Consider the following 24,149-nt stretch of genomic DNA (forward strand, 5'->3'; position numbering starts at 1 on the left):
AACTTGCTTGGGGCGGCCCAGCGCGGCGTTCATGCCGCCTCCGCGATCGGGGTGAAGGCCTGGGGCTGCGGGTTGCTGACCCAGCCCACCGGCTGCAGTGCGACGTCCTCGTCGACCTCCTGGTAGGACAGCACCGCCAGCTGGGGCGCCACCGGCTCGATCAGCGTCTTGATGTAGCGCCGCGTGTCGGACGACACGATGGCCACCACGCGCTGCTGGGCGCCACCGAGGATGCGGCGCACCTGTTCGCGCACGTCCTGCGCCACCGCGGGGTCGAGCAGCAGCAGGTTGCCGCGCGGCGAGCGTTCGATGGCGGCCTGCACGCGGTCGATCAGGCTGGACTCGAACAGGATGGCGTGCAGCTCGCGCCGCGCGCCGACGTGGCGGCTGGTGATGAAGCGGCCCAGGTCGATGCGCACCAGCTCCGTCAGCGCAACGACGTCGGGCTCGGTCGGCGCCCAGATCGCCAGGCTCTCGAAGATGGCATGCAGGTTGCGGATGGGCACGTTCTCCTGCAGCAGCCGGCGCAGCACCTCGGCCAGGCGCTGCAGCGGGACGGCGCGCGCCACTTCCGCCGCCAGCTCGGGCACCTCGCGCTGTGCCGCATGCAGCAGACGCTGCACCTCCTGCAGGCCGATCAGCTGGGCGATGTGGCGGCGTACCGCATGGTCCACATGCAGGCCCAGCACTTCTTCGCTAGTCCAGCTGCGGATCGCCGCCGGGGCGGTATCGACCCATACGACGCGGGGAAACGGCCCAAAGGGCTCCGCCACCTCGGCGCCCGCCGGCGGCGTGACGGCTTCGGCCGCGTCGAGCAGCCAGTGTCCCGGCCGCAGCGCGCCCTGGGAGACCACGACGTCCTGCACCAGCACCTGGTACTGGTGCTCGCCCAGGCCGCTGCCCCAGCCGACCTGCACGCGCGGGAACACCGGCCCCAGGTCGCTCTCGACGCGGGCCTTGGCCGCAGCCATGCGCTGGTCCAGCGCGGGGCGGTCCAGGCGCCCACGCAGGCCGGTGGACAGGCGCAGCTCCAGCGGTGCGGCGATGGCGCCCTGCACCACTTCCCCACCGTCGTCGTCCGCGTCGCTATAGGACATCCAGGCCGGCGTGCGGCGGCTGTCGAGCAGCCGGCGCGTCATCAGGCCGGCCCCCAGCACCATCAACGCCAGCGTGCCGAAGACCCACTTGGGAAAACCGGGCACCAGCAGGAAGCTGGCGGTGGCCAGGCCCGCGATCACCAGCGCGCGGGGATGAGCCATCAACTGGCGAGTGATCTGGTTGGCCAGCTGGCCCCCGTGCGGCTCGCCGACGGCCGACACGCGGGTGATGACCACGCCTGAGGCGATGGACACCAGCAGCGACGGGATCTGCGACACCATGCCGTCGCCCACGGTGAGGATGGCGTAGCGCTGCAACGCGCCGCCGATGCTCATGTCGTGCATCAGCGTGCCGATGGCCAAGCCCGCGAGGATGTTGACCAGCGCGATGACGATGCCGGCGATGGCGTCGCCCTTGACGAACTTCATCGCGCCGTCCATCGCGCCGTGCAGCGAGCACTCCTGCTCCAGCTGCTGGCGGCGCTTTTGCGCCTGCACCGACGACAGCACGCCGGCGCGCACGTCGGCGTCGATGCTCATCTGCTTGCCGGGCATGGCGTCCAGCGCGAAGCGCGCCGCCACCTCGGCCACGCGTTCGGAGCCTTTGGCGACGACGATGAACTGCACGATGGCGATGATCAGGAACACCACGCCGCCGACCACGACGTTGTTGCCGACGATCAGCTTGCCGAAGGTGTCGATGATGTGACCCGCATTGGCGTGCAGCAGGATGAGCTTGGTCGATGCGATGTTCAGCGCCAGCCGGAACAGCGTCGTGAACAGCAGCAGCGACGGGAAGGTGGACAGCGACAGCGCCGACGGCACATACATCGCCACGATGAGCAGGGTCAGGCTCATCGACAGGTTGGCGGCGATCAGGAAGTCCAGCAACGGCGTGGGCAGCGGCAGCACGAACAGCGCGACGATGGCCACCAGCATGCCGGCCAGCAGCAGGTCGTTGTGGCGGCCCGCGCTGGCGATCAGGTCCTTCATGCCGCTGCGTCGCGGCAGGTGTCTTTGCAGTGCGTTCGATGCGGGGTCGGCCATGCGAAGCACTCTATGGCGTGACTTTTTTACGCACCACTACGAGTCCCCGTAGCGCCCCGCCGTTATGCGCGGTGCTACGAATTCACGTAGTTCCTCCCAGCCCCGCGGATGGCTACGCTCGCCGCGTGCTGATGCCTACCGCCGTGATCGACCTGAGCGAGGTGAGCGCGTTGACGCGCTTGCCGACGCCTGCCTGCCTGGCTCTCAACCGTCTCTACGACCGCCGCGCGCCGCCCATCGAGCTGACGCTGCGGGGCGCGAGGCATCGCCTGCAGTGGCATTTCGGCAGCATCCAGGATTTCACTGGATTTGGCCGTTATCGATTCCGCCTCGGCCCTCACACGGGCTGGCTGATGCTGGATTCCCCCGCGCAGGCCGCACTGCTGCAGGAGCGCAGCCATGCCCTGCTGCCAGCCGAGTTGCGCTATGTGCTGCTGGCCGATGCACTGCAGCCGGTGGCCACCGCACTGGAGGCCACGCTGCGCCTGCATTTCGAATGGTCGCCCGGCGAGCCCGATGAGGACGCCGAGTCACTGTTGCCGCCGGAGTCCGCTGTCTGCTTCACGGTAGCCGCCGACGACCAGCCTCGGCGCTGGCAGGGCTTGCTGCTGTTCCAGGACCCCTCGGCGCTCGACAAGCTGGTGCCGCCTTTGCCGGCGGCCTCGGCCCGCCCCTTGGGCAGCGGCTTCGACAGCCTGCGCGTGCCGCTGGCTTTCCGCATCGGCGCCAGCGTGCTGAGCCTGGCCGAAGTGCGCGGCATCCGGCCGGGCGACATCGTCAGCGTCGAACACTGGACCGCCGCCGGCGCGGGCCTGGTCGTGCAGGCCGAGCTGGGTGGCCCTGCGGGCCGGCAACTTATCGCGCGTGCCGAGGGCTCGCGCATCACCGTCACGCAATGGAGAGACCTTTCGATGAAACGAGATGAGCTTGCCCCCGCCACTGAGGGCGACGACGCGACGGGCCTGCCGCTGGACCGACTCGATGCGCTGGAAGTGGCGCTGCGCTTCGAGGTGGGTCATCTGAGCCTGTCGCTCGGCGAGCTGAGGAACATCGGCTCCGGCCATGTGTTCGATCTGACGCAGCCGCTGAACCGCAGCCCGGTGCGCATCCTGGCCCATGGCAACGTGCTGGGCAAAGGCTTCCTGGTGGCGGTCGGTGAACGCCTGGGCGTGCGCGTCTCCGAGTTCGCGCCGACCGAGCTGAAGAACTGACGATGAACACCACCGGCATGCCCGAGCCCATGACGCTCGTGGCGCTGATCCTCGCCTTCGGGGTGGCGCCCTTCGTCGCGATGATGGTGACCAGCTATACCAAGCTGGTCATCGTCTTTGGCCTGCTGCGCACCGCGCTCGGCCTGCAGCAGACGCCGCCGAACATGGTGCTCAACGGCATCGCCATCATCCTGTCGGTCTACATCATGGCGCCGGTGGGCATGGAGGTGGCCGATGCGCTGCGTCACCGCCAGGCCGGTGCCAGGAGCGAGGGCTGGACTGACGTCGTGACGGTTCTGGACGCCGGCAAGGCGCCGCTCAAGGCCTTCCTGCAAAAGCACACGCATGAGCGTGAGCGTCAGTTTTTCCTGAAGTCGGCCGCGGCCATCTGGCCCAAGGAACAGGCTGACAGACTGCAGGCTGACGACTTTCTGGTGATGGTTCCCAGCTTCACGCTCAGTGAGCTGACCCGGGCATTCCAGATCGGTTTTGTGCTCTACCTGGTGTTCGTCGTGGTCGATCTGATCGTGGCGACGGTGCTGCTGGCGCTGGGCATGTCAATGATCTCGCCGACCACCATTTCGCTGCCGTTCAAATTGCTGTTGTTCGTCATGCTCGACGGGTGGGCCCGCTTGATTCACGGGCTGGTGCTTTCGTATCGATAGCCGTGCGGTAGCACCATGACGCAGATGAGCAATCCGCCAACGACGGTCGTCATCACCATCCCGGAGACGTTCAGCATGCCGAGTGCGAAGGTGAAGCCGCCCAGCAGCACTGTCGCGAGCAGCACGCCGACGATGCCGCCGCGGCCACCTTGGATCGCCACGCCGCCAAGGATGACGATGGTGATGGCGTCCAGCTCCCAACCCAGCGCGAGGTTGGGCCGCGTGCTGCCAATGCGGCCGGTCAGCTGCACGGCCGCCAACGCCGCCATCAGGCCGGCAAGCGTGAAGAGCAACAGACGGTAGCGCTGCACCGCGATGCCCGAGAAGCGCGCGGCCACGGGGTTGGCGCCAATGGCGTAGATGCGCCGGCCATGGACCGTGCGGTGTTGCAGCAGCATGAACACCACCGCCACGGCCAGCATGACGCCGAACTCGATCGGCACGATCAGCCACGGCCAACCCGCCAGATCCCCCAGCGTACCGTTGCCCCACTGGCTCAACCATTCCGGGTAGCCCGTGATGGCCTGGTCGCCCAGCAGCACCAGGGCCAGGCCGCGGTAGAGCGACAGCGTGCCGATGGTGACGACGATGGAGGGCAGCTGCCAGCGCGTGACCAGCCAGCCGTTGAATGCGCCGCACGCGATGCCGCAACCCAGAGCGGCGGCGATCATGCCGGCTGGGCCTGCGCCGGCCTGCATCGCATAGCCCATGGCCAGGGAGCACAGCGCCATCGTCGCGGCGATGGAGAGGTCGATCTCGCCCGCGATGATCAGCAGCGCCATGGCCATCGCGATCAAGGCCTTTTCCGACATATTGGTCGTGCTGTCGGCGATGGCGTACGGTGAGGCAAAGCCGTCGATGCCGAGCCCGAAGCCGACGTAGACGGCCACGATCAGTGCCGCCAGCACCCACTCCCAGGAACCCCAGGCTTTCATGCGGCTGGCCTTTCCAGGATCTGCTGCCCCGACCGGCGCTGCGCTCGCGAGTTCAGCATCACCGAAACCAGGATGACGGCGCCGGCAATCGCCTGCTGCCAGAACGGCGAGACGTGGATCACCGGCAGGGCCGCATTGATGACGCCGATGAACAGCACGCCCAGCAGCGCGCCACCGACCGTGCCGACACCCCCCGCGATGCTGACGCCACCCATGACGCAGGCCGCGATCACCGTGAGCTCGAAGCCAGCGGCGAGTTCGGTGAAAGCGATGGCATAGCGGCCGACCCAGAGCAAGCCGGCGAGCCCGGCCAGCGCGCCAGACAGCGTGTAGGCCATGCGGATGCGCTGCGGCACCGGGATACCCACGACCCGCGCAGCAGCCGGGTTGCCGCCGCAGGCGTAGAGGTCACGCCCTTCCCGGCGCCAGCGCAGCAGCCACCACCCCAATACAGCGACGGCGGCGGCGATCCACACCAGCAACGGCAAGCCCAGCAGCTCCGCGCGAGGCAAGGCCTTGATGGACGCGTGGATGTCTTGATCGTTGACCCATGCGCCCCCACTGACCAGGAAGATGGCGCCGCGATACACCGACATGGTGCCCAGCGTGACGACGATGGGCGGCAGCTCGAAACGCGTGATCAGCCAGCCGTTGAGGGCGCCCTGAGCCGCGCCCAGGGCCAGCGCGAGCACGATCAGCACCGGCGCGCCGGCACCCGGAAAGAGCTTGCCGAACAGCGCCACCAGCATGCCCGTCAGGGCCAGGTTGGCCGCCACGGAGAGGTCGATGCCGCGCGTGAGCAGAACGGGCATCTGGCCGATGACGAGGATGGCGAGCAGCGCCGAATCGTTGGCAATGTCCAGCGCATTGCGCGGGGTGAGAAACACGGGGGATCGCAAGCCCACGGCCAAGGTGATCGCCATGATGACGGCGGCCAAAGCCCATTCGCGGCGCGTCATGCGGCGTTCCTGCTCAGGCCCGAAGCCGCAGCCACGACAGTTTCTGCATCCACCTCGCCACGCTGGAACTCGGCGACTTGCCGGCCACGCTTCATGACGACCACGCGGTGGGCCAGGTGCATTACTTCGGGCAGCTCGGAAGACACCAGGATCACGGCCAGCCCCTGCTCCACCATCTCCGCCACCAGTTGATAGACGGCCTGCTTGGCGCCGACGTCTATGCCCTTGGTGGGCTCGTCCAGGATAACCACGCGCGGGGCCAGTCCCAGCCATTTGCCGATGACCACCTTCTGTTGGTTGCCGCCGGAGAGACCGGACAGCGGCGTGTCCTGGCTGGCGGTCTTGATGCTCAGCCGTTCGATCAGGCGCTGTGCCAACGCGCTCTCGCGCAGGGCAGACAACCAGGGCCCGCGCGAGACCTGGCCCTTCACCGCATGCGCGGGCCCGGCCAGCGCGGCCAGACTGAGGTTGTGCCGCACCGAGAAATCGAGAATGCCGCCCTGGCGCTGGCGCTCCTCGGGCACATAGGCCAGGCCCAGCGAGATGGCGTCGGCCGGGTCACGGATGCGCCGCTCCTGGCCGTCGATGGCGATGCTGCCGCGAGCCAGCGGCTTCAGCCCCATCAGCGCCAGCATGACCTCGCTGCGGCCCGCGCCGACCAGGCCGTAGAAGCCCAGGATCTCGCCACGCCTCAGCTCAAAGCTGATGCCGTCGAACTCGGTCGAATGGCTGAGATCGCGGGCCTCCAGCACAGTCGGACCAGGCTGTGTGTCCACGCGCGGGTACACCTGCTCGATGCTGCGGCCGGCCATCAGGCGCAGCAGCTCGGGCTCGGTGGCGTCCTGCATGCGCCCGGTGCCCACCGAGGCGCCATCGCGCAGCACCACGTAGTTGTCGCAGACGGCGAACAGCTCGTCGAACTTGTGCGAGATGAACAGCACCGCCACGCCGCGAGCCAGCAGCCCGCGCACGAGGCCGTAGAAGTCGCGGATCTCCGACTGCGACAGCGCGGCGGTCGGTTCGTCCAGGATGACGACGCGGGCCTGGTGCGACAGCGCCCGCGCGATCTCTATCAAGTGCCGTTGGGCCAGGCTGAGCTGGCTGACCGGCACCGTGGCGTCAAAGCCCGCGCCCACCTCGTCAAGCACCTCCTGCGCCAACCGGTTCATCGTCGCCCAGTCCACGACATGCAGCCCCCTCGGGCCCCGCATGGGCTGGCGGCCGATGAAGATGTTCTCGGCCGCCGTCAGCTCCTCGAACATCACCGTTTCCTGGTGCACGGCGACGATGCCGACGGCCTGGGCGGCGTGCGTGTCGTGCAGGCACAGCGGCTGACCGTCCAGCCACAGTTCGCCTTCGTCGGGCTGATGAACGCCGGTGAGGATCTTGACCAGCGTCGACTTGCCCGCGCCGTTCTCACCAATCACGGCAAGCGCCTGGCCCGGCCTCAGGTCAAGATCCACCCCGCGCAGCGCATGCGTCGGCCCGAAGCGCTTGTGGATGCCCCGCAGGCGGAGCACCCCGGCCGGGTCAGAAGAACTTGGCGAACTTGTCGACATTGCCGGCGTCGTAGGTGAACGGTTCGGCCATCACCGCCTCGGTGTTCGCGTCCAGCGTGACCGTGCCGACGCGGCCCACGCCGATCTTCGCGCCCGCGCTCGCCGTCGCCTTGCCGGTGACGAGGCCGTGGGCGATATAGACCGCCGAGTAGCCCAGGTCGATGGGGTTCCAGATGGCAAAGCTTTTCACCACGCCACTGTGCACGTGGCCGGCCATTTCCGATGGCAGGCCGAGGCCGGTGACGAAGACCTGGCCCACCCTCTTCTCGTCCTGTACGGCCTTGGCGGCCGCCGCGACGCCGACCGTCGTCGGCGCGACGATGGCCTTGAGGTTGGGGTAGCTCTTCAGCAAACCCTGGGCCTCGCGATAGCTCTTGTCGGTCTGGTCGTCGCCGTAAACCACGCTGACCAGCTTCAAGCCCTTGGCTGCGGGCTCGGCCAGCGCCTTCTTCATCTCTGCGATCCAGAGGTTCTGGTTGGTGGCCTGGGCGGTGGCCGACAGCACCGCGATCTCGCCGCTGCTGCCGATGGCGTCGGTCGTCAGGGCCACGAGCTTCTGGCCGATCAGCGCATTGGACGAAGGCGCGAGATGCACGAGGCGCCCATCCTTGCGCACCGCCGAATCGAAGGACACGACCTTGATGCCACGTGCCATGGCCTTCTTGAGCACCGGCACCAGCGCGTCGGGATCGTTGGCGGACACGACGATGGCCTTGACGTTCTGCGCAATCAGCGTGTTGATGACCTCGATCTGGCCCTCGGCCGTGGCCTTGGCCGGGCTGGCGAGCACGATCTCCACGCCGCCCAGCGCCTTGGCGGCTTCCTGCGCGCCCTGGTGGGCGGCAATGAAGAAGCCGTTGCCCGAGCTTTTGGCGACAAGGGCGATCTTGTCGGCGGCCAATGCGCCTTGGGCGGCCAGGCTGAAGGCTGCGGCGGAGACGGCGAGCGCCAGCGTGCGACGGCGAAGGGTCATGGTGCGTTCCTGGAAAGAGAGGCCAAGGCTGCGGCAGGCTACCCGGTCTCTTGGCCCACAACGAGCAAGCGGTTGAGCGAAGTCGCCAGCACCCGGGCCGCCCTACTGCGGCATCGTCGCCTGTGCGGGCATGGCTTTCTCCGGCGTGCTGCCCTCGCCGTCGAAAGGCCGCAGGCGGAAGGCGACGCGAACGGGTTCCAGCTTGGTGCGGTACTGCATGTGCGGCTGGCCGACATGGCTCCAGGAGTTGTCGCCCCCCACACCCCATTGCGCGCCGTCGATCAGCAGCGTGCCGTGGTCGTGGGGCACGATGTCGCTGCTCTTCCAGGTGCCGGGTGGGCGGCGGTAGAGGTCGGTGTAGGGGAAGGCCAGCGCGTTGGCCATCAGCAGCGCCCTGCCCTCCACGCGCAAGCCGCGGCCGCCGCCGGAGACTTCGAGCCAGCGCACATCGACCTTGTTGCCCGTGTCCTGCGGGCGCATGTAGTCGTGGTTCTGCTCGGCGATGGCGCCGCGCCACAGGCCGACGGCCGCACCGGTCTTGCGGTCGACATAGCTCTCGTGCGGGCCGCGTCCATACCAGCCGACCGTGGCCAGCGTTTGCGGAATGTCGAACCACAGGCCGACGCGGACGGGCGGCGGCAGGTCGCTCTTGAGCGGGGTGAACACGCCTGCCACGTCGACGCTGCCGTCTGCGCCCATGGTGTAGGTGGTGCTGAAGCGCGCCGCGCCGGCGCCGAGGTGGTGATCGACCGTGACCTCCACCGCACCGCCGGGCAGACGACGGCTCAGCACCGAGCGCACCTGACGCTCGTGGGTCATCAGCTTCCAGGGCGCTTGCTGGCGGACCGTGCCGGTCAGCGTGTCGTTGTCGGTCTCGGCGCGAAAGAAGTTCGGCCGGCCGCCGCTCAGCAGCGGTGCGCCGGTCTTGCCATAGCTGGTCAGCAGACCGGTCTTGCGGTCGAGTGCCAGCGTCGTGCCTGCGGCCGACAGCGTCACGGCGTCTGCGCTCTCCGTCAGCTGGACCGCGCCCTTGGCCGGCGGGCTGGATGCAAGCGCATGCGGCGCGAGGGTGAACTGCTCCCAGCCGACGACATAGCCCTCGGGCGTCAGCGGCACAGCACCCGCCTTCGCCTTGGCGCGAACGGTGATGAAGTACTCCGCGCCGGCCTTGCGAGCGATGCCGGCCAGCGGCAGCTTCACCTTCTGGGTTTGCCGCGCCTGCGTCGACAGCGCCGCCAGCGACCCGGAGGCGACCGTCACGCCGTTCTCCTGCAGCGCCCACTCAAACGCAAAGCCCGACAGGTCGCGGAAGTCGTGGCGGTTGCGCACGGTCACCGTGGATGAGCGCGGATCGAAGGCCTCGAACTGGATCGGCGAGTAGACCTTCTGCACTTCGTAGACATGCGGGTTGGGTGTGCGGTCGGGCTGGATCAGGCCGTCGCCGAACTCGATGTCGCCGCCGGGGTTGGGCCCGTACTCGCCGCCGTCGCCCCAGTAGCGCCGGCCGTCCTGGGTGGTGCGGAACATCGACTGGTCCACCCAGTCCCAGATGAAGCCGCCCTGCAGCTTCTCGTGCTGGTAGATCGTGTCCCAGTAGTCCTTGAAGTTGCCGCCCGAGTTGCCCTGCATGTGGGCGTACTCGCACTGGATCATGGGCTGGGTGCGGGTCGGGTCGGTCGCCCAGTCCACCATCTTCTCGATGTCGTCATACATCGGCGCGTAGATGTCGACGTAGGCATTGGGTTGGTGGTCCCAGTCGAGCGTGCCCCAGCCTAGGTAGGAAATCAGCCGCGAGGGGTCGCGCTGGCGCGCCTGTGCGGCGGCCTTCTCGAACGTGGGGCCGATGCCCGCCTCGTTGCCGAGCGACCAGAAGATCACCGAGGGGTGGTTCTTGTCGCGCTCGACCATGTTCATGACGCGGCTGACATGCGCAGCCTCCCACGCCGGGTCGAAGCCGAGTTGCAGCTTCTGGCGGAGCTCCGGGAACTTGTTGCCGTAGTCCATGTAGGCATGGCTCTCGATGTTGGCCTCGTCCATGACGTAGAGGCCGTACTCGTCGGCCAGCGCGTACCAGAGCTCGGCGTTCGGGTAGTGCGAGGTGCGCACGGCGTTGATGCTGTTGCGCTTCATCAGCTCGATGTCGCGGCGCATGGACGCTTCCGAGATCACATGGAAGGTCTCGGGGTCGTGCTCGTGGCGATTGACGCCGCGGATGACGATGGGCCGGCCGTTGACCATCACGAGGCCGCGCTTGATCTCGACGGTGCGGAAGCCGATGCGCTGTGGCGTTGCCTGGATGAGCTTGCCGTCGGCATCAAGCAGCTCGATCAGCAGCGTGTAGAGGTTGGGCGTCTCGGCCGTCCACTGGCGCACGTTCGGCACCGGCGCGGCCAGCGTCTCGGTGCGGGCCGCGCCGGCCGCGACCGTGGCGGCCTGGGTCGCGACCACCTTGTCGCCGTCCAGCAGCGTCATGCGCACTTGCAGCGGCTGGGCGCGCTCGGTCAGCGCCACGTCGGTCGACAGAAGTCCGTGGCGATAGTCCTTGTCCAGACCCGCATGCACGAAGAGGTCGGTCAGGCGAGTCTTCGGCACTGCCTTCAGGTAGACGGAGCGCTCGATGCCCGAGACGCGCCAGAAGTCCTGGTCTTCCAGATACGAGCCGTCGGACCAGCGGTGGATCTGGATGGCGACGACATTCTTCTGCGCCGGTTTCAACAGCGCCGTGACGTCGAACTCGCTGGGCAGCTTGGAATCCTCCGAGTAGCCGACCTCCGCACCGTTCACCCACACACGGTACGCGGAGCCGGCCGCGCCGATATGCAAGATGGCGTCCTGCCCGGACCAGCTGGCTGGCACCTCGACCGTGCGACGGTAGGAGCCCACCGGGTTGGTGGCGTGCGGGATCAGCGGCCTGTTGGCCGGGTGCGGATAGGTGATGTTGTTGTAGCGGGCCTGGTCATAGCCCTCGGCCTGCCACATGGCCGGGACCTTGATGGTCTTCCAGCCGGAGACGTCGTAGCCGGGCTTCTCGAAACCGGCCGGCACATCGTCCGAGGACGGCGAGAGGCTGAACGACCAGGGGCCGTCCAGCGTCTGGTAGCGGGCCGAGCGGGTCTTGTCGCCGGCCAGTGCCGCCTCGCGGCTCTCGAACGGGAAGTGGGTGGCTGAGGCCGGCAGCTTGCCGCGTGCAAAGACGGCCGGGTTCTCCCAGTCGGGCCGCGAGGCGTCCACCTGCACGGCCTGCACCTGGGGTGCCTGCGCCACCGCAGCTGCGGCACCCAACAAAAGCACCACGCTCAGGTGGGCGGCCATCAGTCTTGCATGCACAGGCATCTCCTGGGTTCTCAAAGCACGGTGATGTCTTTGTGCTGCGGCACGAGCGCCTTCATGGCGGCCCAGGCGACGAGGTAGGCCAGCGCGCAGATGGAGAACATGATCATGTAGCCCGTCGCCAGTTCACCGCGGGCACCGTAGGCGTCGAAGATCCAGCCGCCCAGCTTGGACACCGCCACACCGCCCAGCCCGCCGGCCATGCCGCCAATGCCGACGACCGAGCCGATGGCCCGCTTGGGGAACATGTCCGACACGGTGGTGAAGAGGTTGGCCGACCAGGCCTGGTGGGCTGACGCACCGATGCCGATGAGCAGCACGGGCAGCCAGTAGCTGATGCTGCCGAGCGGCTGCGCCAGCAGCACCACCAGCGGGAAGAAGGCGATGACGAGCATGGCGCGCATGCGGCCGTCATAGGGCTTGTAGCCGCGCTGCATGAAGTAGGTCGGGAACCAGCCGCCGCCGATGCTGCCGATCATGGTCATGCTGTACAGAACGGTCAGCGGCAGCGCGATGTCCGTCGTGCTCATGCCGTACTGGCTGGTGAGGTATTTCGGCAGCCAGAACAGGTAGAACCACCAGACGCCATCGGTCAGGAACTTGCCGGCGACAAAGGCCCAGGTCTGGCGATGCGCCAGTAGGCGAAACCACGGCACCTTGGCGCCTTCAACGGCAGGCTCGGTGGCTTCGCGATCGCTGTTGATGTAGGCCAGCTCCGCGGCGCCCAGCCGGCGCTGTTGGGGCGGCGCGTCGTAGAAAGTGAGCCACAGCGCGACCCACAGGAAGCCGATGGCGCCGATGGCGATGAAGGCCATCTGCCAGCCCCAGGTGACGGCGATCCATGGGACGGTGAGCGGCGCCAGGATGGCGCCGACGTTCGCGCCCGAATTGAAAATGCCGGTCGCGAAGGAGCGCTCCTTCTTGGGGAAGTATTCGGCGGTCGCCTTGATGGCGGCGGGGAAGTTGCCGGCCTCGCCGAGCGCCAACACGGCGCGCGACACCATGAAGCCGATCACCGACACGGGCAGCCCGATGCCGAGGGCCACCACGATGCCGCCAATGGGCACGGAGAAGGCATGCATCATGGCGCCCAGCGACCAGACGACGACGGCGATGGCGAAGGCGCGCTTGGTGCCGATGGCGTCGATGAAGCGGCCGGCGAACAGCATGGAGATCGCGTAGCCGAACTGGAAGACCGCCGTGATGTTGGCGTAGTCCGTGTTGGTCCAGCCGAACTCCTTGGACAACGACGGCGCCAGCAGGCTCAGCACCTGCCGGTCCAGGTAGTTGACGGTGGTGGCGAAGAACAGCAGCGCGCAGATGGTCCATCTGTACTTGCCGATGACTTGCGGGTTCATGGTCGTCCTCTTCAATCGTTGTCGACCAGCTTGTCGCCGACGAACACGCGGTAGCGGCGGATTCGGCCGGTGACGCCGTCCGGCCCCTGGCGCGGCGTGTAGCGCATGCCGGCGATGTCGACCGGCGCGCCGAGATCGATGATGAGGCGCGGGGGACCCGAGGGACGGACGGTACCGCTGTAGGCCGTGTGCCAATAGTCAGTCGCCTGACCGTTGATGGCATTCAACGCGCCGCCATCTTCCTTGCGCGCCTCCTCGCTGCTGGCGTAGGCGATGGTCCAGGCCGTCTGGTTCAGCGCCTTGCCCTGCGCGTCGAGCAGCGCGAGTTCGGCTATTGCCGCATGGGGTTTGCCGTCGAAGGTGTCGAGTACCTCGATGCAGAGTTGGCGGCCGCGGGCGGGCTCGGCAAAGCGCACGTCCTGGGTGGCCGGGCCGCTGGCGAACTGGCCGGCATGCACCGGCGCCAACCCCGCCAGACGCGGGCGCGCCTTGCTGGGCGGCCGCGCCAGGTCGAGCTCTGGCCGCAGCTGGTCGAGCACGGGCGCGGTCTTGCCTTCGATGCGATTGGCGCGCGGCCCGGTCAGGTCGAGCACCACGACCTCGTTGCGGCCGGCCTTGATCCACGGGCCCGGCAGATACATCGTCTGGGTGGGACCGATGCTCCAGTAGCGGCCCAGGCAGTGGCCGTTGATCCAGACAATGCCCTGACCCCAGGACGACATGTCGAGGAAGGTGTCGGCAGGTGCCGCCGCGTCGAAGCCGCCGCGCCAGAAGGCGGGGCCGGCGGCTTTCTTGGATTGCCAACGCAGCGGCGGCAACTCGCCATCGGCGCCGAAGTCGATGGCGCGAATTTCCCAGTCCTTGAGTTCCTGAGCCGCGTTCTTCGAGGTGCGGAACAGCACCGGGCCTTGCAGGCCCTTGCGGTCGTGGACCTCCATGCCGAAGTTCACGCGGGCAATCGTGTACAGCAGGATCTCGACCGTGGTGTCACGGCTGCGCGCCGGGATATCGACGCTGAAGCGGCGGTGTCGCGTGTCCATGGTGCCGGCCAGGCGGCCGCCGACAAACACCCAGGCCAGGTCGCGCGCATTCGCCGCCTCCAGCTTGCCCGCAGGGCCGGCGGGCAGCGTGACGCGATAGGCGACCAGGCCGCGACTGATGTCGTACTGCTCGATGTTCTTCGGCGATTCGGCAGGAATAGCCTGCGCCGGCAGGTTGGCGAGCACCGGTGCCGTCTCGGTGAGCGCGAACGAAGGGATCGTCATCACCGGCAACCTGGCCGGCGGATCGGGCAGGATCTCGCCCGGCTTCAGGTGCTTCGCGAGGCATTCACGGTAGGTGCGGAACTTCTCGCCGAGCCAGCCAGCCTCGCCGATGGGCGCGTCGTAGTCGTAGCTGGTCGTGTCGGGTCGGAAGGGCCGGTCACAGCCGCCCCAGAGGCCGAAGGTCGTGCCGCCATGGGCCATGTAGAGGCTGAACGAGCCGTTGGCCTTCAGCATCACGTCAATGTCCTGCACGGCGCGCGCGTTGTCGCCGCGGCGGTGGGGTGCGCCCCAGGTGTCGAACCAGCCGGAGTAGTACTCGCCGCACATCAGCGGCCCCTTCTGCAGATCGGCCAGCGCCTTGAAGCCGGTCGCCGGGTCGCTGCCGAAGTTGGCCACCATGAACAGTTCCGGGATGTGCGTCCTGGCCACCGCGTTGGTCGGGTTGCACTGGAACAGCGGCACGTCGAAGCCGCCGTCGACGACCGCCTGACGCATCACGCGCATGTACTCGCGGTCGTCGCTGAGGAAGCCGTATTCGTTCTCCACCTGCACCATCAGGATGGGGCCGCCCTGCGTGACCTGCATGGGCGCCAGCACCCGCCCGACTTCCTTCATCCAGCGCCGCGCCGGCTGCACGAAGGCGTCATCGCGGCTGCGCAGGAAAGCATCGCCCGGGTGCTTCAGCAGCCACCACGGCAGGCCGCCCATTTCCCATTCGGCGCAGGCGTACGGCCCGGGGCGCAGGATGACCCACAGACCTTCGGCCTGGGCCAGCCGGCAGAACTCGACTGCATCGCGCTGGCCTTCCCATCGGTACTGGCCTTCGCGCCATTCGTGGAAGTTCCAGAACAGATAGGCGCAGACCGTGTTCATGCCCATGGCCTTGATGGCCTGCAGGCGATGCTTCCAATACTCACGCGGCACCCGCGCGAAGTGCATTTCGCCGCAGCGGATCTGCAAGGGCTTCCCATCGAGCAGGAAGTCGGCCTCGCCGATCGTGAAGCGCTGTGCGGCCGCGCTGGCAGACGGTGGATTCAGCAGAAGCGTGGCGCCAGATGCTGCCGCCCCGAGCAGCCGACGACGAGGTAGTAGAACGGTCATGGTGGGTTCCGGATTCGGCAGTCTGGATCAAAAAACACCCCGCCTCGCGGGGCGAGACAGGGTGAACAGCAAGCGCCTGAGCGCCGCACGGAGAAACAGGAAAAAGGCGACAACGAGCCTCAGAACGCCACCCGCACACCCACGTTGAAGCGGCGCCCGACGTCTTCCAGCGTCAGGAACTGCGACTCGTTGTTGGCGTACTCGTGCATGCGTTCGTTGTTCAGGTTGATCGCGTCGGCATACAGCGAAATCGTCGGCGTGACGTTGTAGCGCACGCTCGCATCGGCTTGGCCATAGGCGGCACGGGTGCGCGGCAAGGTGCTGCCGCCGCCGCAGTCGACGGAGAAGTGGTTGCGCCAGTTGTAGCTCAGGCGCGCCTGGAAGCGGCTGTTCTCGTAGAACACCGAGCCGTTGTAGGACTGCTTGGACAGGCCCGGATAGCCGCAGGTCGCCACACCGCCTTCACGCTCGGCGTTGGCATCCACATAGGTGAAGTTCGCCGCGACGCCGAAGCCCTGCAGAAGGCTGATGCCCGAGTCGAAGGCGTATTGCCCGGCCAGCTCCAGCCCCTTGATCTTGCCGTGCTGGCCGTTGCGGATCCGGGTGTCGTGCGCGATCTCGGCGTACTGCGGCAGCTGGACGTCGACCAGCTGGGTTTCCAGGAAGTCGGTGACCTTCTTGTGGAAGACGGCCGCGCTGAGGTAGTTGGTCTTGGACAGGTACCACTCCAGCGACGCGTCCAGGTTGGTCGAGCGCATCGGCCTGAGGTAGGGGTTGCCGCCGCCGGTCTGCACGTCGCCATAGCGACCGCCATACCAGTTGTCCACACCCATCTGGTTCAGCGTCGGGCGCGTCAAGGTCTTGGAGGCGGCCAGGCGCAGCACCAGGTCCCGGGTCAGGTCGAGTTTGAGGTTGGCCGACGGCAGCAGGTTGTTGTAGCTGTTGTCGACCGAGTTCACGGTGCTTGGGCCGTAGTTCAGGATGTAGGTCGTGTCGTTCGGGCTCTTGACGGCCGACAGCAGCACCCGGCTGATGCCCATCGACGTGGAGTTCACGTGCACATAGCGCACGCCTGCATTGCCCGACCAGCCATCGCCCTCCCACTTGCTGTCCACGAACAGGCTGGACACCTTCTCCTTGACGGCCCACATCGACGGCTTGGTGTAGTCGATGGCCATCGGACCGTTGGGGTACTTGGTCTTGTCGCCGTAGAGCGCCGGATCGTTCGACTGCGCGATCAGCGACGGCTGGTTCAGGTAGGCCATGTAGGCGTAGGGGTCGAACCTGAGGAAGGTCGATGGCATCGCGCCTTCCGCGCCCAGGATGTTGTCGAGCTTGCTCACCGTGAACAGCGATGCCGGCAGCGACACGTGATAGCCGCTGAAGGCGTTCCAGGAGTCACTGTTCCACTGGGTGCGGTCGACCTTGCGGCGCGAGGCCGACAGCCCGAATTGCAGGCCCTTGAAGGCACCGATCTCGTGGTCCCACCCCAGGTTGACGCGACCTTCCTTCAGGTCGTCGCCGTTGCGGATCTGCCCGTAGGCGACCGCGTGGGCGCGCACGGCGGTGGGATTGGAGAGGCTGTCGCCGAAGTGGATGGTGGGCGTGCCGTCGAAGGTCAGCACGTCGCCGTTCTTGGGCACCATGCCGGCGACGATCCACATGTCGGGCGAGCCCGAGGTCGTGCGCGACGTGGACAGGTCGGCTTCGAGGTTCCACTCGGGCGCCAGCGCCCACTTGGCATTACCGCCGAAGGCCTTGGTCGTCGACAGGCGGTCGCCGGCCTTGACGATCATGTCGTTCGAGTTCGCCTCGCCGAGCAGCTTGCCCGGGCCGGCGATTTCGGGGTTGTTGGCGAAGAAGGTCGAGCCGGGTCGCAGGAAGCTGGTGATCTGGTTGTCGGCGTTGAACTTGACGCCGAGCTGGGTGGGGTTGTTCCAATCGCTGACCGCGATGACGTCGTTCTTCTGGTCCAGGCGCGAGTACAGCGCATCGGCCGAGAGCTTGAGTGCCGAGGTCGGATTGAACTGGACCGTGCCCGCGGCGACCAGGCGCTTGCGGCGCTCGTTCTCTTCCTGGAAGCCGAAGCTCTGCGGGATGTAGAGCTTCTTGACCGTCACGTCGGCCATGGTCAGGTTCTTGGAATTGAGATCGCCGTTGATCAGCGACACGTCCTTGTAGTTCCACGCGTCGTTGACGACCTTGGTCTGCTTCGAGGCGCGGTCGGTATACGACAGGGAACCGCTGATGCCGAAGCTGCGGTCGTCGTTCGCGAACGAATACATCGCGCTCGCGTTGGGCGTCTTTTTCTTGGAGTTCGAATCGTAGGAGCCGGACAGATTCACTACCGCGCTGTGACCTTTTCGGCCCAACAGCGGGCGCGCCGTTTGAATATCGACCGTGGAGCCGATACCGCCTTCCGGAAGGAAGGCCTGGGCCGTCTTGTAAACCAGCGCCTTGGAAATGAGATCGGGCGACAGCAGGTCGAACGAGAACTCACGGCCGCCGGTATCGCTGGTCAGCGTTCGCCCATTGACGAGCACATTGTTGAATTCAGGACCTAAACCCCGGACGGAAATATACCGACCCTCGCCGTTGTTGCGCTGGATCTGCACGCCGGTGACACGTTGCAGCGACTCGGCGATATTGGTGTCTGGGAATTTGCCGGCGTCTTCGGCAGACACCGCATCCACCACGCCCTCCTGCATGCGCTTCGTCGCGACCGACGATTCCAGCGAGGCACGGATGCCGGTGACGACGACACGCTCCAAGTCCGTCTTTTCCTTGGTTGCGTCCTGGGCATGCACTGGGGATGCCAGCCACAATTGACCAATCAAACCGGCGAGGACGGTTTTTATGAAATTCTCTGACCGCATGCTTGTCTCCGTGAGGTGAATACGCGGCGCGCGAGGAAAAAACCGCGCCGGCCGCGCTATTGATAGCGAGGATTACGCTGCCCGGCGAAATAGTTCGCTGAACATGTAATATCAACAGGCTAGCATCGGCAGTTTTTTAATTCTTATGCCGTTTCGCCCGCGTCGCATTCAAAGTTCATATAGCTGCAAACATGTAGTTACGAGTATTCGCAGGCCCTTGGGAGATAGGGATATCTCGGCGCCCGAATTTATGGCCGCCACTGCAGCACGCGCACCTTGCTGGCCGGAACATCGGCGGCACCCTCCCCGTCCACCTGCCTCACGGTTTGCAGGAACAGATTCAATTCGCCTTGCTTGCGCCACAACGCCGTGTCGAAGCTGGGCTCCCACGCCCCCACGGAATCCGTTGTCAGGTCGCGCACGGTCCAGCGCTTGGCGCTGAAGTCGGTGATGCGGGCGACCGACACCTTGCTGCCGCGCTCTTCATCACGGAACACCAGCAGCGCCGTGGGCTGGCTGCCTTGCAGGCTGACCATGATCTGCGGCCGCGACACGGGAATCGCCTTGGTGCCCACGCCGCTGAGCGAAAACGGCGTGCGTCGGAAGCCCAGCTCCAGTTCCCGCCAGGCGCCGCCGCGGCGGTAGACGACCTGATATTGCGGCACCGTGCTGCCCGCCCGCCGCCAGTAGCTGGCGATGTAGGGCTGGCCGTCCTGGTCGGCCGACATCGACGTCTGGTTGATCAACTCGCTGTGCTGCGGGATGCGCGCGGCGTACTCGGCGCTGGCGGCCGTGATGGGCAGCGTGTAGGGCCGGCCCTCCGACGTTTCCCAGGTCCGGCCGCCGTCGCGCGAGCGGGCATAGGCCATGTCGTGGTTGCTGGCGACGTCTGGCGACTCGCGCCAGACCCAGGACATGTGCAGCGTGCCGCGGTGGTCGACGAAGGCCTGCCAGTAGGCGTTGCGCTTGCCTTCCCCGCTGATCAAGTTGCCGTGCAACCGCGTCCACGTTTGAGTCGCCACGTCGTAGCGGTTGATGACCAGGTTGCCGCGGCCCGAGCCGCCGTCGCGGTAGAAGAACAGCAGGTGGCCGTCCGGCTGGCGGTGGAACTCCGGGTAGGACACGGAACCCTCGTCCTTCCCCGTCATCGGCATCTCGCTCGTCATCTCCAGGGCGCCGGGCTGCAGGCTGCGCGCGTAGCGCAGCGCGCTGTTGTGGTGGTCCCAGGCGAGATGCAGGTAGCCCGCACCGTCGACCATGATGCTGATGCTGTTGTGCGCGTCCAGCGCATTGCCTTTGTAGGGCGTGGTCTTCAGCTCCCAGGCGTCGCTGCCCAGCTTGCGCTTGCCCAGGACGACGTTGGCGTCCTGGTCGTAGTAGGCGATGTACTGCACGTCGCCCTGCGTGACGAGGGAGTTCTTGCGGAACACGACGGCATTGACGGAGTTCCGCGCCCAGCCATCGGCCACGTCCACCAGACGCACGTCACTTGCGGGCACAGCCTCGCGTTGCGGCGCGATTGCGCAACCGGCAACCAACGCCGCGATGACCAGAGCTAACGATGCTGTTTTCATGCGAGTGCAAAGGAGCGAGCCTCGCATGGAGCCCGCTCTGCATTCAATCAACGTCGTGCTCAGAACTTGCCGCGCAGCCCGATCTTGAAGGTGCGGCCGTCGTACTTCGCGTAGTCCATGCGGGTCTTGTTGCCCAGGCCGTACTGGCCGGTGGCGTCTTCGAAGTAGTCGTAGGCCAGCGTGTTGGACAGGTTCAGCGCGTCCAGGCGGATCTCCAGCGAATCGTTGATCTTGTAGCTGACGTTGGCGTCCAGATAGCCACGGCCGGCGCGCCAGCGGATCAGGTCGTCACCGTTGTTCTTCGGGTTGTCGCCATGCAGCGAGCGGCCCTTGTAGTTGTAGGACGTGCGGAAGGCGAACGGACCTTTCTCGTAGTAGAGCGTGGTGCTGTAGGCGTACTTGGGCACCGAGTTCACGTCGATGGTGTTGCCCGCGTTGGTGATCCACTGCGCGCTGTTGAACGGATTGATGTGCGTGTAGCTGGCCAGCGCACCGAAGCCCTTGAAGGGATCGGGCAGGAAGTTGAAGTCCTGCTGGTAGGCCAGCTCGAAGCCCTTCAGGGTCTGCTTGCCGGCGTTGCTGAAGGTGCGCAGGTTCATCGGCAGCGCAGGGTCGACCTTGCCCTGCGCGTTCTGGAAGATGGCACCCAACGCGGTATCGGGCAGGCCCAGCGCACCGAAAGTGGTCTGCGTGGTGGCGGCCACGGTGGCGTCGGTCAGCTCCTTCTTGAAGAGCGCGGCCGACAGCATGCTGCCCTTCTGGAAGTACCACTCCAGGCTGGTGTCCAGGTTCTTGGACTGCTGCGGGCGCAGGCTCGGGTTGCCGGCGGTGGCCGTGTTGTCGAAGGGGTTGGGGATGACAGTCTGAGCCGCAATGATGGACAGCGATGCGCGGCTGAGGGTCTTGCCCCAGGAGGCGCGCCAGGTCAGGGTGTCCGTCAGGTCCAGTGCCGAGCTCACGGCCGGCAGCACGTTGCTGTAAGAGCCCTTCTCCTGGTTGGGCAGGTAGGTCAGGCTGGTGCCTTGCTGCTTGAAGTTGTCGATCAGCGTCTTGGTGCGCGAGTAGCGCACGCCGGCGTTCAGGCGCAGTTCCCTGCCAAACACCTCGCCCCTGAAGTCGGATTGGATGAAGCCGGTCGACACGTTCTCCTGTGCCTTGAAGCTCTGCGCCGGCGTGAAGGTCGCCTCCGAGTTGAAGGCCAGCGGGTCGAAGGTGGCGTAGGTGTAGTCGCGGGTGAAGGTGCCCCAGGCGTGCGGCCAGCCGGCGCCCATGTCGAGGTTGCCGATCGGCAGCGTGGAGGTCATGCCCGAACGCAGGCCTGCCGTGCCCAGGGTATTGAGCTTGGCGGTGGCGCCGGAGGTGCCGTTGCGCTTGTTGATGTCCTTGGAGGTCTCGGCGTACACCAGGCCGGCCTTCAGGTGGCCGGTCCAGTCGCCGGCCAGGGCGTAGTCCCAGTCGGCCACGACGCGGCCCTGCTTGCCCTTGTCGGTCTCGCGGGTCCAGCCGGTACCGATGCCGAAGCCCTGGAAATTGGCCGGGTCGGTGTAGCTGACCGGCGAGGACATCGACGGATAGACGTGGTCGCTACCGTAGTCGATGGTGGAGTCGACGCCGAAGATCTGGCCGGACAGCGTGTCCTGGTAGCTCAGCGCCTTGCTGTTGTTGGTGCTCAACTGGCTGGTGAGGACCAGCTTGTCGCTCACCTTCCAGCGGGCATTGGCGGCCACATAGCCGAACTTGGTCTCGTCTTCGCTGTAGGTCACGCCGCTGCTGTAGGACGTGTTGCCGAAGGTGCCCGTCAGCAGGTTGGATGCCGGATCGATCTTCACGTCGAGCGGGATGAAGCCGTTGTTGCCGGACTGGCCTGCGGGCGCGCTGCGGTTGGTGGTGCGGCTGTTGCGGATCAACAGGCCAAAGTACATCTCGTCGCGCGTGTTCTTCAGCTTGGAATAAAGCGTGTCCAGGCTGAAGTCCAGGGTCGGCGTCTTGTACTGCAGCGAGGCCACCATGCCGTCGCGGCTGCGGTCGTTGGACGAACCATAGAAGCGGTAAATGCGCGGCAGCAGTGCGTTGTCGACCTGGGCACGGGTCAGGCTACCCAGATTGGCGCGTGGGCTGTCGTAGTCCAGCGCAAAGGCGAAGTTGCCCTTCACTGGGCTCTGACTGGCGCGTGCGGAGCTGTTGTAGCCGCCGGTCGCCTCGAAGCCGGAGCGGTTGTTCACGCTCGACGCGTGCGACACGCCCGCCAGGAAGCCCCACTCGCCCCAGGTGTTGGAGAACAGCGCGAAGCCCATCGGGTCCGTCTTGCCGGACGTGGTGTTGTACGACGCGGTGACACCGTAGCGGATGGTGCGCTTGGGATTGTCGAAGGGGCGCGGGGTCTGCAGGTCCACCACACCGCCCATGCCGCCTTCGCTCAGCTCCGCCAACGGGGTCTTGTAGAAGTCCACGCGACCAAACAGCTCGGACGCGAACACGTCGTAGTTGAAGCCGCGCGCCGCGCTGCCGATGGTGGCGGTGGACGTGGCGTTCACCAGCGCGCCGTTCAGCGTGGTGACGGAGTACTCGGTCGGCAGGCCACGGATGGAAATGCGCTGGCCTTCGCCCGAACTCTCATCGCGGTTCAGGATGACGCCAGGCACGCGCTGCAAGGACTCCGCCACGTTCGCCTCGGGGAACTTGCCGATGTCCTCGGCCACGATGGAATCGCGCACGCCGATGGCCTGCTGCTTGAGCACCATCGATTTCTCCAGGCTGGAACGAAAGCCCGTCACCACGACGGCTTCGAGCTGGCTTTTTTCTGCCTTGGCCGCGCCGTCCGACGCGTCTGGCGCCTTTTCGGCCACTGGGGCGGCAGCAGTTGCCTGGGCACCTGCCTGCCCGTAGGCAGCGGCAAGCGCGATGGAGATCGCCGAATAGATCAGTCGTTGTTTCATTGTCTCTGCTCCATATGCCACTGCGGGCTTATTTGCAACTCCGGCCTTATTTAAACGCCGGAGATTGTCAGTTTATTTAAGCAACCACTGAAGTGGTATCTATTATTATGTCAACGTTACCATGTCAGGTTAAAAAAATAGCACCATCCCGGCCAATCACGCGCAGCACAAATTCCGGTCATCTGCTGGATGGCGGCTGCCAAGCGGGCGCCATCGATGCGGTCACGTGCCGGTGCCGCCTTCTTTGATATGGTAACGTTGTCTCATTCGGCTGCAAGTTGCTTTGCAACGACAGCCGCCAGCGGGCTGGCGCGACGTCGAGGGTGCGAGCCATTGTTGCCTCAGCTTACTGCCACGGGCCGAGGAGAAGGTATCAATAAAAGGGCCCGAGATATACGAAATTGCGTGGGACGCGGCTCGCATATCGGGGAAGCGCGGCAGTCGCACATCAATCCTTGTATTTGGGGTCGATGTTGAGGAAGGGCCCACCCTGGTACACCAGCGCGGGGTCGTGCGGGTCCGACCAGTCCACCGTGTCGGCGATTCGATCCGCAAACTGGCGCGAGCTCTGAGTCGGTTGGTAGCGCAGAAAGCGCGAGTGCCGGTCATCCCACCACTTGCCCGGGTTGTCGGAGACGCCGAAGGTGATGGTGTGGCCCACCCGCGGCGTCAGCAGCGAACGGCGCAACAGCTGGACCAGGTCGTCCAGCCCCAGCCAGGTCGCCAGTTGCCGGTGCGTGGTGGCCTCGGGGAAGCAATAGCCGATGCGGATGCACACCGTCTCGATGCCGAAGCGGTCCCAATAAAGCCGGGACAGCGATTCCCCGAACACCTTGGAGACGCCGTAGTAGCCATCGGCCCTCGTCGGCATCGAGGCGTCGACCGTCTCGGTCGTTCGGTACATGCCCATCGTGTGATTGGAGCTCGCGAACACGACGCGCCGGATGCCCAGCTTGTGGACGGCCTCGTACAGGTTGACCACGCCGAGGATGTTCGCGGCCATGATCGGCTGGAACTCGGTCTCGGTGGACACGCCGCCGAAGTGCAGGACGGCGTCGACGCCGTCGCACATCGCCAGCACCTGGTCGCGATCAGCGAGGTCGCAGTGCACCACCTCCTCGCCCGGTCGCGCCGGTCCCAGATCGGCGACGTCGCTCAGGCGCACGATCTCGGCGAACTCTTGCAGGCGGTCGCGCAGGCGGCCACCAAGCCCGCCGGCGGCACCGGTCATCAGGATGCGTTTGAAAGGCTTGGACATGATGA

The 24,149-nt window shown here is 66.3% G+C and carries 14 protein-coding genes; 2 read left to right on the top strand and 12 right to left on the bottom strand.

Features of this window, described 5'->3' with window-relative positions:
- Positions 1–29: 29 nt before the first annotated feature.
- Entirely contained in the window at positions 30–2,144 is a 2,115-nt protein-coding gene (gene sctV / locus AC1DW3_RS02105) for a type III secretion system export apparatus subunit SctV (protein WP_477928138.1), read from the bottom strand.
- Between the two features lie 131 nt (positions 2,145–2,275).
- Between sctV and sctQ the strand changes: the two genes are divergently transcribed.
- On the top strand, positions 2,276–3,355 hold the full coding sequence (gene sctQ / locus AC1DW3_RS02110; RefSeq protein WP_477928394.1) for a type III secretion system cytoplasmic ring protein SctQ: 1,080 nt from the start codon (positions 2,276–2,278) through the stop codon (positions 3,353–3,355).
- A gap of 2 nt (positions 3,356–3,357) precedes the next feature.
- Positions 3,358–4,020: a type III secretion system export apparatus subunit SctR gene (gene sctR / locus AC1DW3_RS02115; protein ID WP_457321792.1), complete on the top strand. Its 663-nt coding sequence runs from the start codon at positions 3,358–3,360 to the stop codon at positions 4,018–4,020.
- Here sctR and AC1DW3_RS02120 read toward each other — a convergent pair.
- The 11 genes from AC1DW3_RS02120 to AC1DW3_RS02170 all read right to left on the bottom strand — a co-directional run bounded on the left by AC1DW3_RS02120 (position 3,993) and on the right by AC1DW3_RS02170 (position 24,144).
- Entirely contained in the window at positions 3,993–4,955 is a 963-nt protein-coding gene (locus AC1DW3_RS02120) for an ABC transporter permease (protein ID WP_457391800.1), read from the bottom strand. The two genes, sctR and AC1DW3_RS02120, sit on opposite strands and share 28 nt — an antisense overlap.
- Positions 4,952–5,914, bottom strand: a complete 963-nt coding sequence (locus tag AC1DW3_RS02125; RefSeq protein WP_477928140.1) for an ABC transporter permease — start codon at positions 5,912–5,914, stop codon at positions 4,952–4,954. The genes AC1DW3_RS02120 and AC1DW3_RS02125 overlap by 4 nt, the downstream gene beginning before the upstream one ends.
- The gene (locus AC1DW3_RS02130; RefSeq protein WP_477928142.1) at positions 5,911–7,434 is read right to left on the bottom strand and encodes a sugar ABC transporter ATP-binding protein; all 1,524 of its coding nucleotides are present in this window, start codon (positions 7,432–7,434) and stop codon (positions 5,911–5,913) included. Before AC1DW3_RS02130 ends, AC1DW3_RS02125 begins: the two co-directional genes overlap by 4 nt.
- Before the next feature lie 10 nt (positions 7,435–7,444).
- Positions 7,445–8,446, bottom strand: a complete 1,002-nt coding sequence (rhaS, locus tag AC1DW3_RS02135; RefSeq protein WP_477928144.1) for a rhamnose ABC transporter substrate-binding protein — start codon at positions 8,444–8,446, stop codon at positions 7,445–7,447.
- A 102-nt stretch (positions 8,447–8,548) separates the two neighbouring features.
- On the bottom strand, positions 8,549–11,773 hold the full coding sequence (locus tag AC1DW3_RS02140) for a glycoside hydrolase family 2 TIM barrel-domain containing protein (protein ID WP_477928146.1): 3,225 nt from the start codon (positions 11,771–11,773) through the stop codon (positions 8,549–8,551).
- A gap of 17 nt (positions 11,774–11,790) precedes the next feature.
- Positions 11,791–13,134 carry an MFS transporter gene (locus tag AC1DW3_RS02145; RefSeq protein ID WP_477928148.1) on the bottom strand — a complete coding sequence of 448 codons (1,344 nt, stop codon included), beginning with the start codon at positions 13,132–13,134 and terminating at the stop codon, positions 11,791–11,793.
- Between the two features lie 11 nt (positions 13,135–13,145).
- Positions 13,146–15,500 (bottom strand): beta-galactosidase, encoded by a 2,355-nt coding sequence (locus AC1DW3_RS02150; RefSeq protein WP_477928150.1) that lies wholly within the window; start codon positions 15,498–15,500, stop codon positions 13,146–13,148.
- A 119-nt stretch (positions 15,501–15,619) separates the two neighbouring features.
- Positions 15,620–18,271: a TonB-dependent receptor gene (locus tag AC1DW3_RS02155; protein ID WP_477928152.1), complete on the bottom strand. Its 2,652-nt coding sequence runs from the start codon at positions 18,269–18,271 to the stop codon at positions 15,620–15,622.
- 353 nt (positions 18,272–18,624) lie between these two features.
- Positions 18,625–19,875 (bottom strand): BNR repeat-containing protein, encoded by a 1,251-nt coding sequence (locus AC1DW3_RS02160; RefSeq protein ID WP_477928154.1) that lies wholly within the window; start codon positions 19,873–19,875, stop codon positions 18,625–18,627.
- A 134-nt stretch (positions 19,876–20,009) separates the two neighbouring features.
- Complete coding sequence (locus AC1DW3_RS02165; RefSeq protein WP_477928156.1) at positions 20,010–22,886, bottom strand: TonB-dependent receptor; 2,877 nt, start codon at positions 22,884–22,886, stop codon at positions 20,010–20,012.
- A 448-nt stretch (positions 22,887–23,334) separates the two neighbouring features.
- Positions 23,335–24,144 carry an NAD-dependent epimerase/dehydratase family protein gene (locus tag AC1DW3_RS02170; RefSeq protein WP_477928158.1) on the bottom strand — a complete coding sequence of 270 codons (810 nt, stop codon included), beginning with the start codon at positions 24,142–24,144 and terminating at the stop codon, positions 23,335–23,337.
- Positions 24,145–24,149 lie beyond the last annotated feature (5 nt).

It is taken from the genome of Roseateles sp. P2_H4 (assembly GCF_056403315.1).

Excerpts from the sequence above, each read along its gene's own strand:
- sctV (WP_477928138.1), bottom strand. The coding sequence starts at position 2,144 with ATGGCCGACCCCGCATCGAACGCACTGCAAAGACACCTGCCGCGACGC.
- sctQ (WP_477928394.1), top strand. The coding sequence starts at position 2,276 with ATGCCTACCGCCGTGATCGACCTGAGCGAGGTGAGCGCGTTGACGCGC.
- sctR (WP_457321792.1), top strand. The coding sequence starts at position 3,358 with ATGAACACCACCGGCATGCCCGAGCCCATGACGCTCGTGGCGCTGATC.
- AC1DW3_RS02120 (WP_457391800.1), bottom strand. The coding sequence starts at position 4,955 with ATGAAAGCCTGGGGTTCCTGGGAGTGGGTGCTGGCGGCACTGATCGTG.
- AC1DW3_RS02125 (WP_477928140.1), bottom strand. The coding sequence starts at position 5,914 with ATGACGCGCCGCGAATGGGCTTTGGCCGCCGTCATCATGGCGATCACC.
- rhaS (WP_477928144.1), bottom strand. The coding sequence starts at position 8,446 with ATGACCCTTCGCCGTCGCACGCTGGCGCTCGCCGTCTCCGCCGCAGCC.
- AC1DW3_RS02145 (WP_477928148.1), bottom strand. The coding sequence starts at position 13,134 with ATGAACCCGCAAGTCATCGGCAAGTACAGATGGACCATCTGCGCGCTG.
- AC1DW3_RS02150 (WP_477928150.1), bottom strand. The coding sequence starts at position 15,500 with ATGACCGTTCTACTACCTCGTCGTCGGCTGCTCGGGGCGGCAGCATCT.
- AC1DW3_RS02165 (WP_477928156.1), bottom strand. The coding sequence starts at position 22,886 with ATGAAACAACGACTGATCTATTCGGCGATCTCCATCGCGCTTGCCGCT.
- AC1DW3_RS02170 (WP_477928158.1), bottom strand. The coding sequence starts at position 24,144 with ATGTCCAAGCCTTTCAAACGCATCCTGATGACCGGTGCCGCCGGCGGG.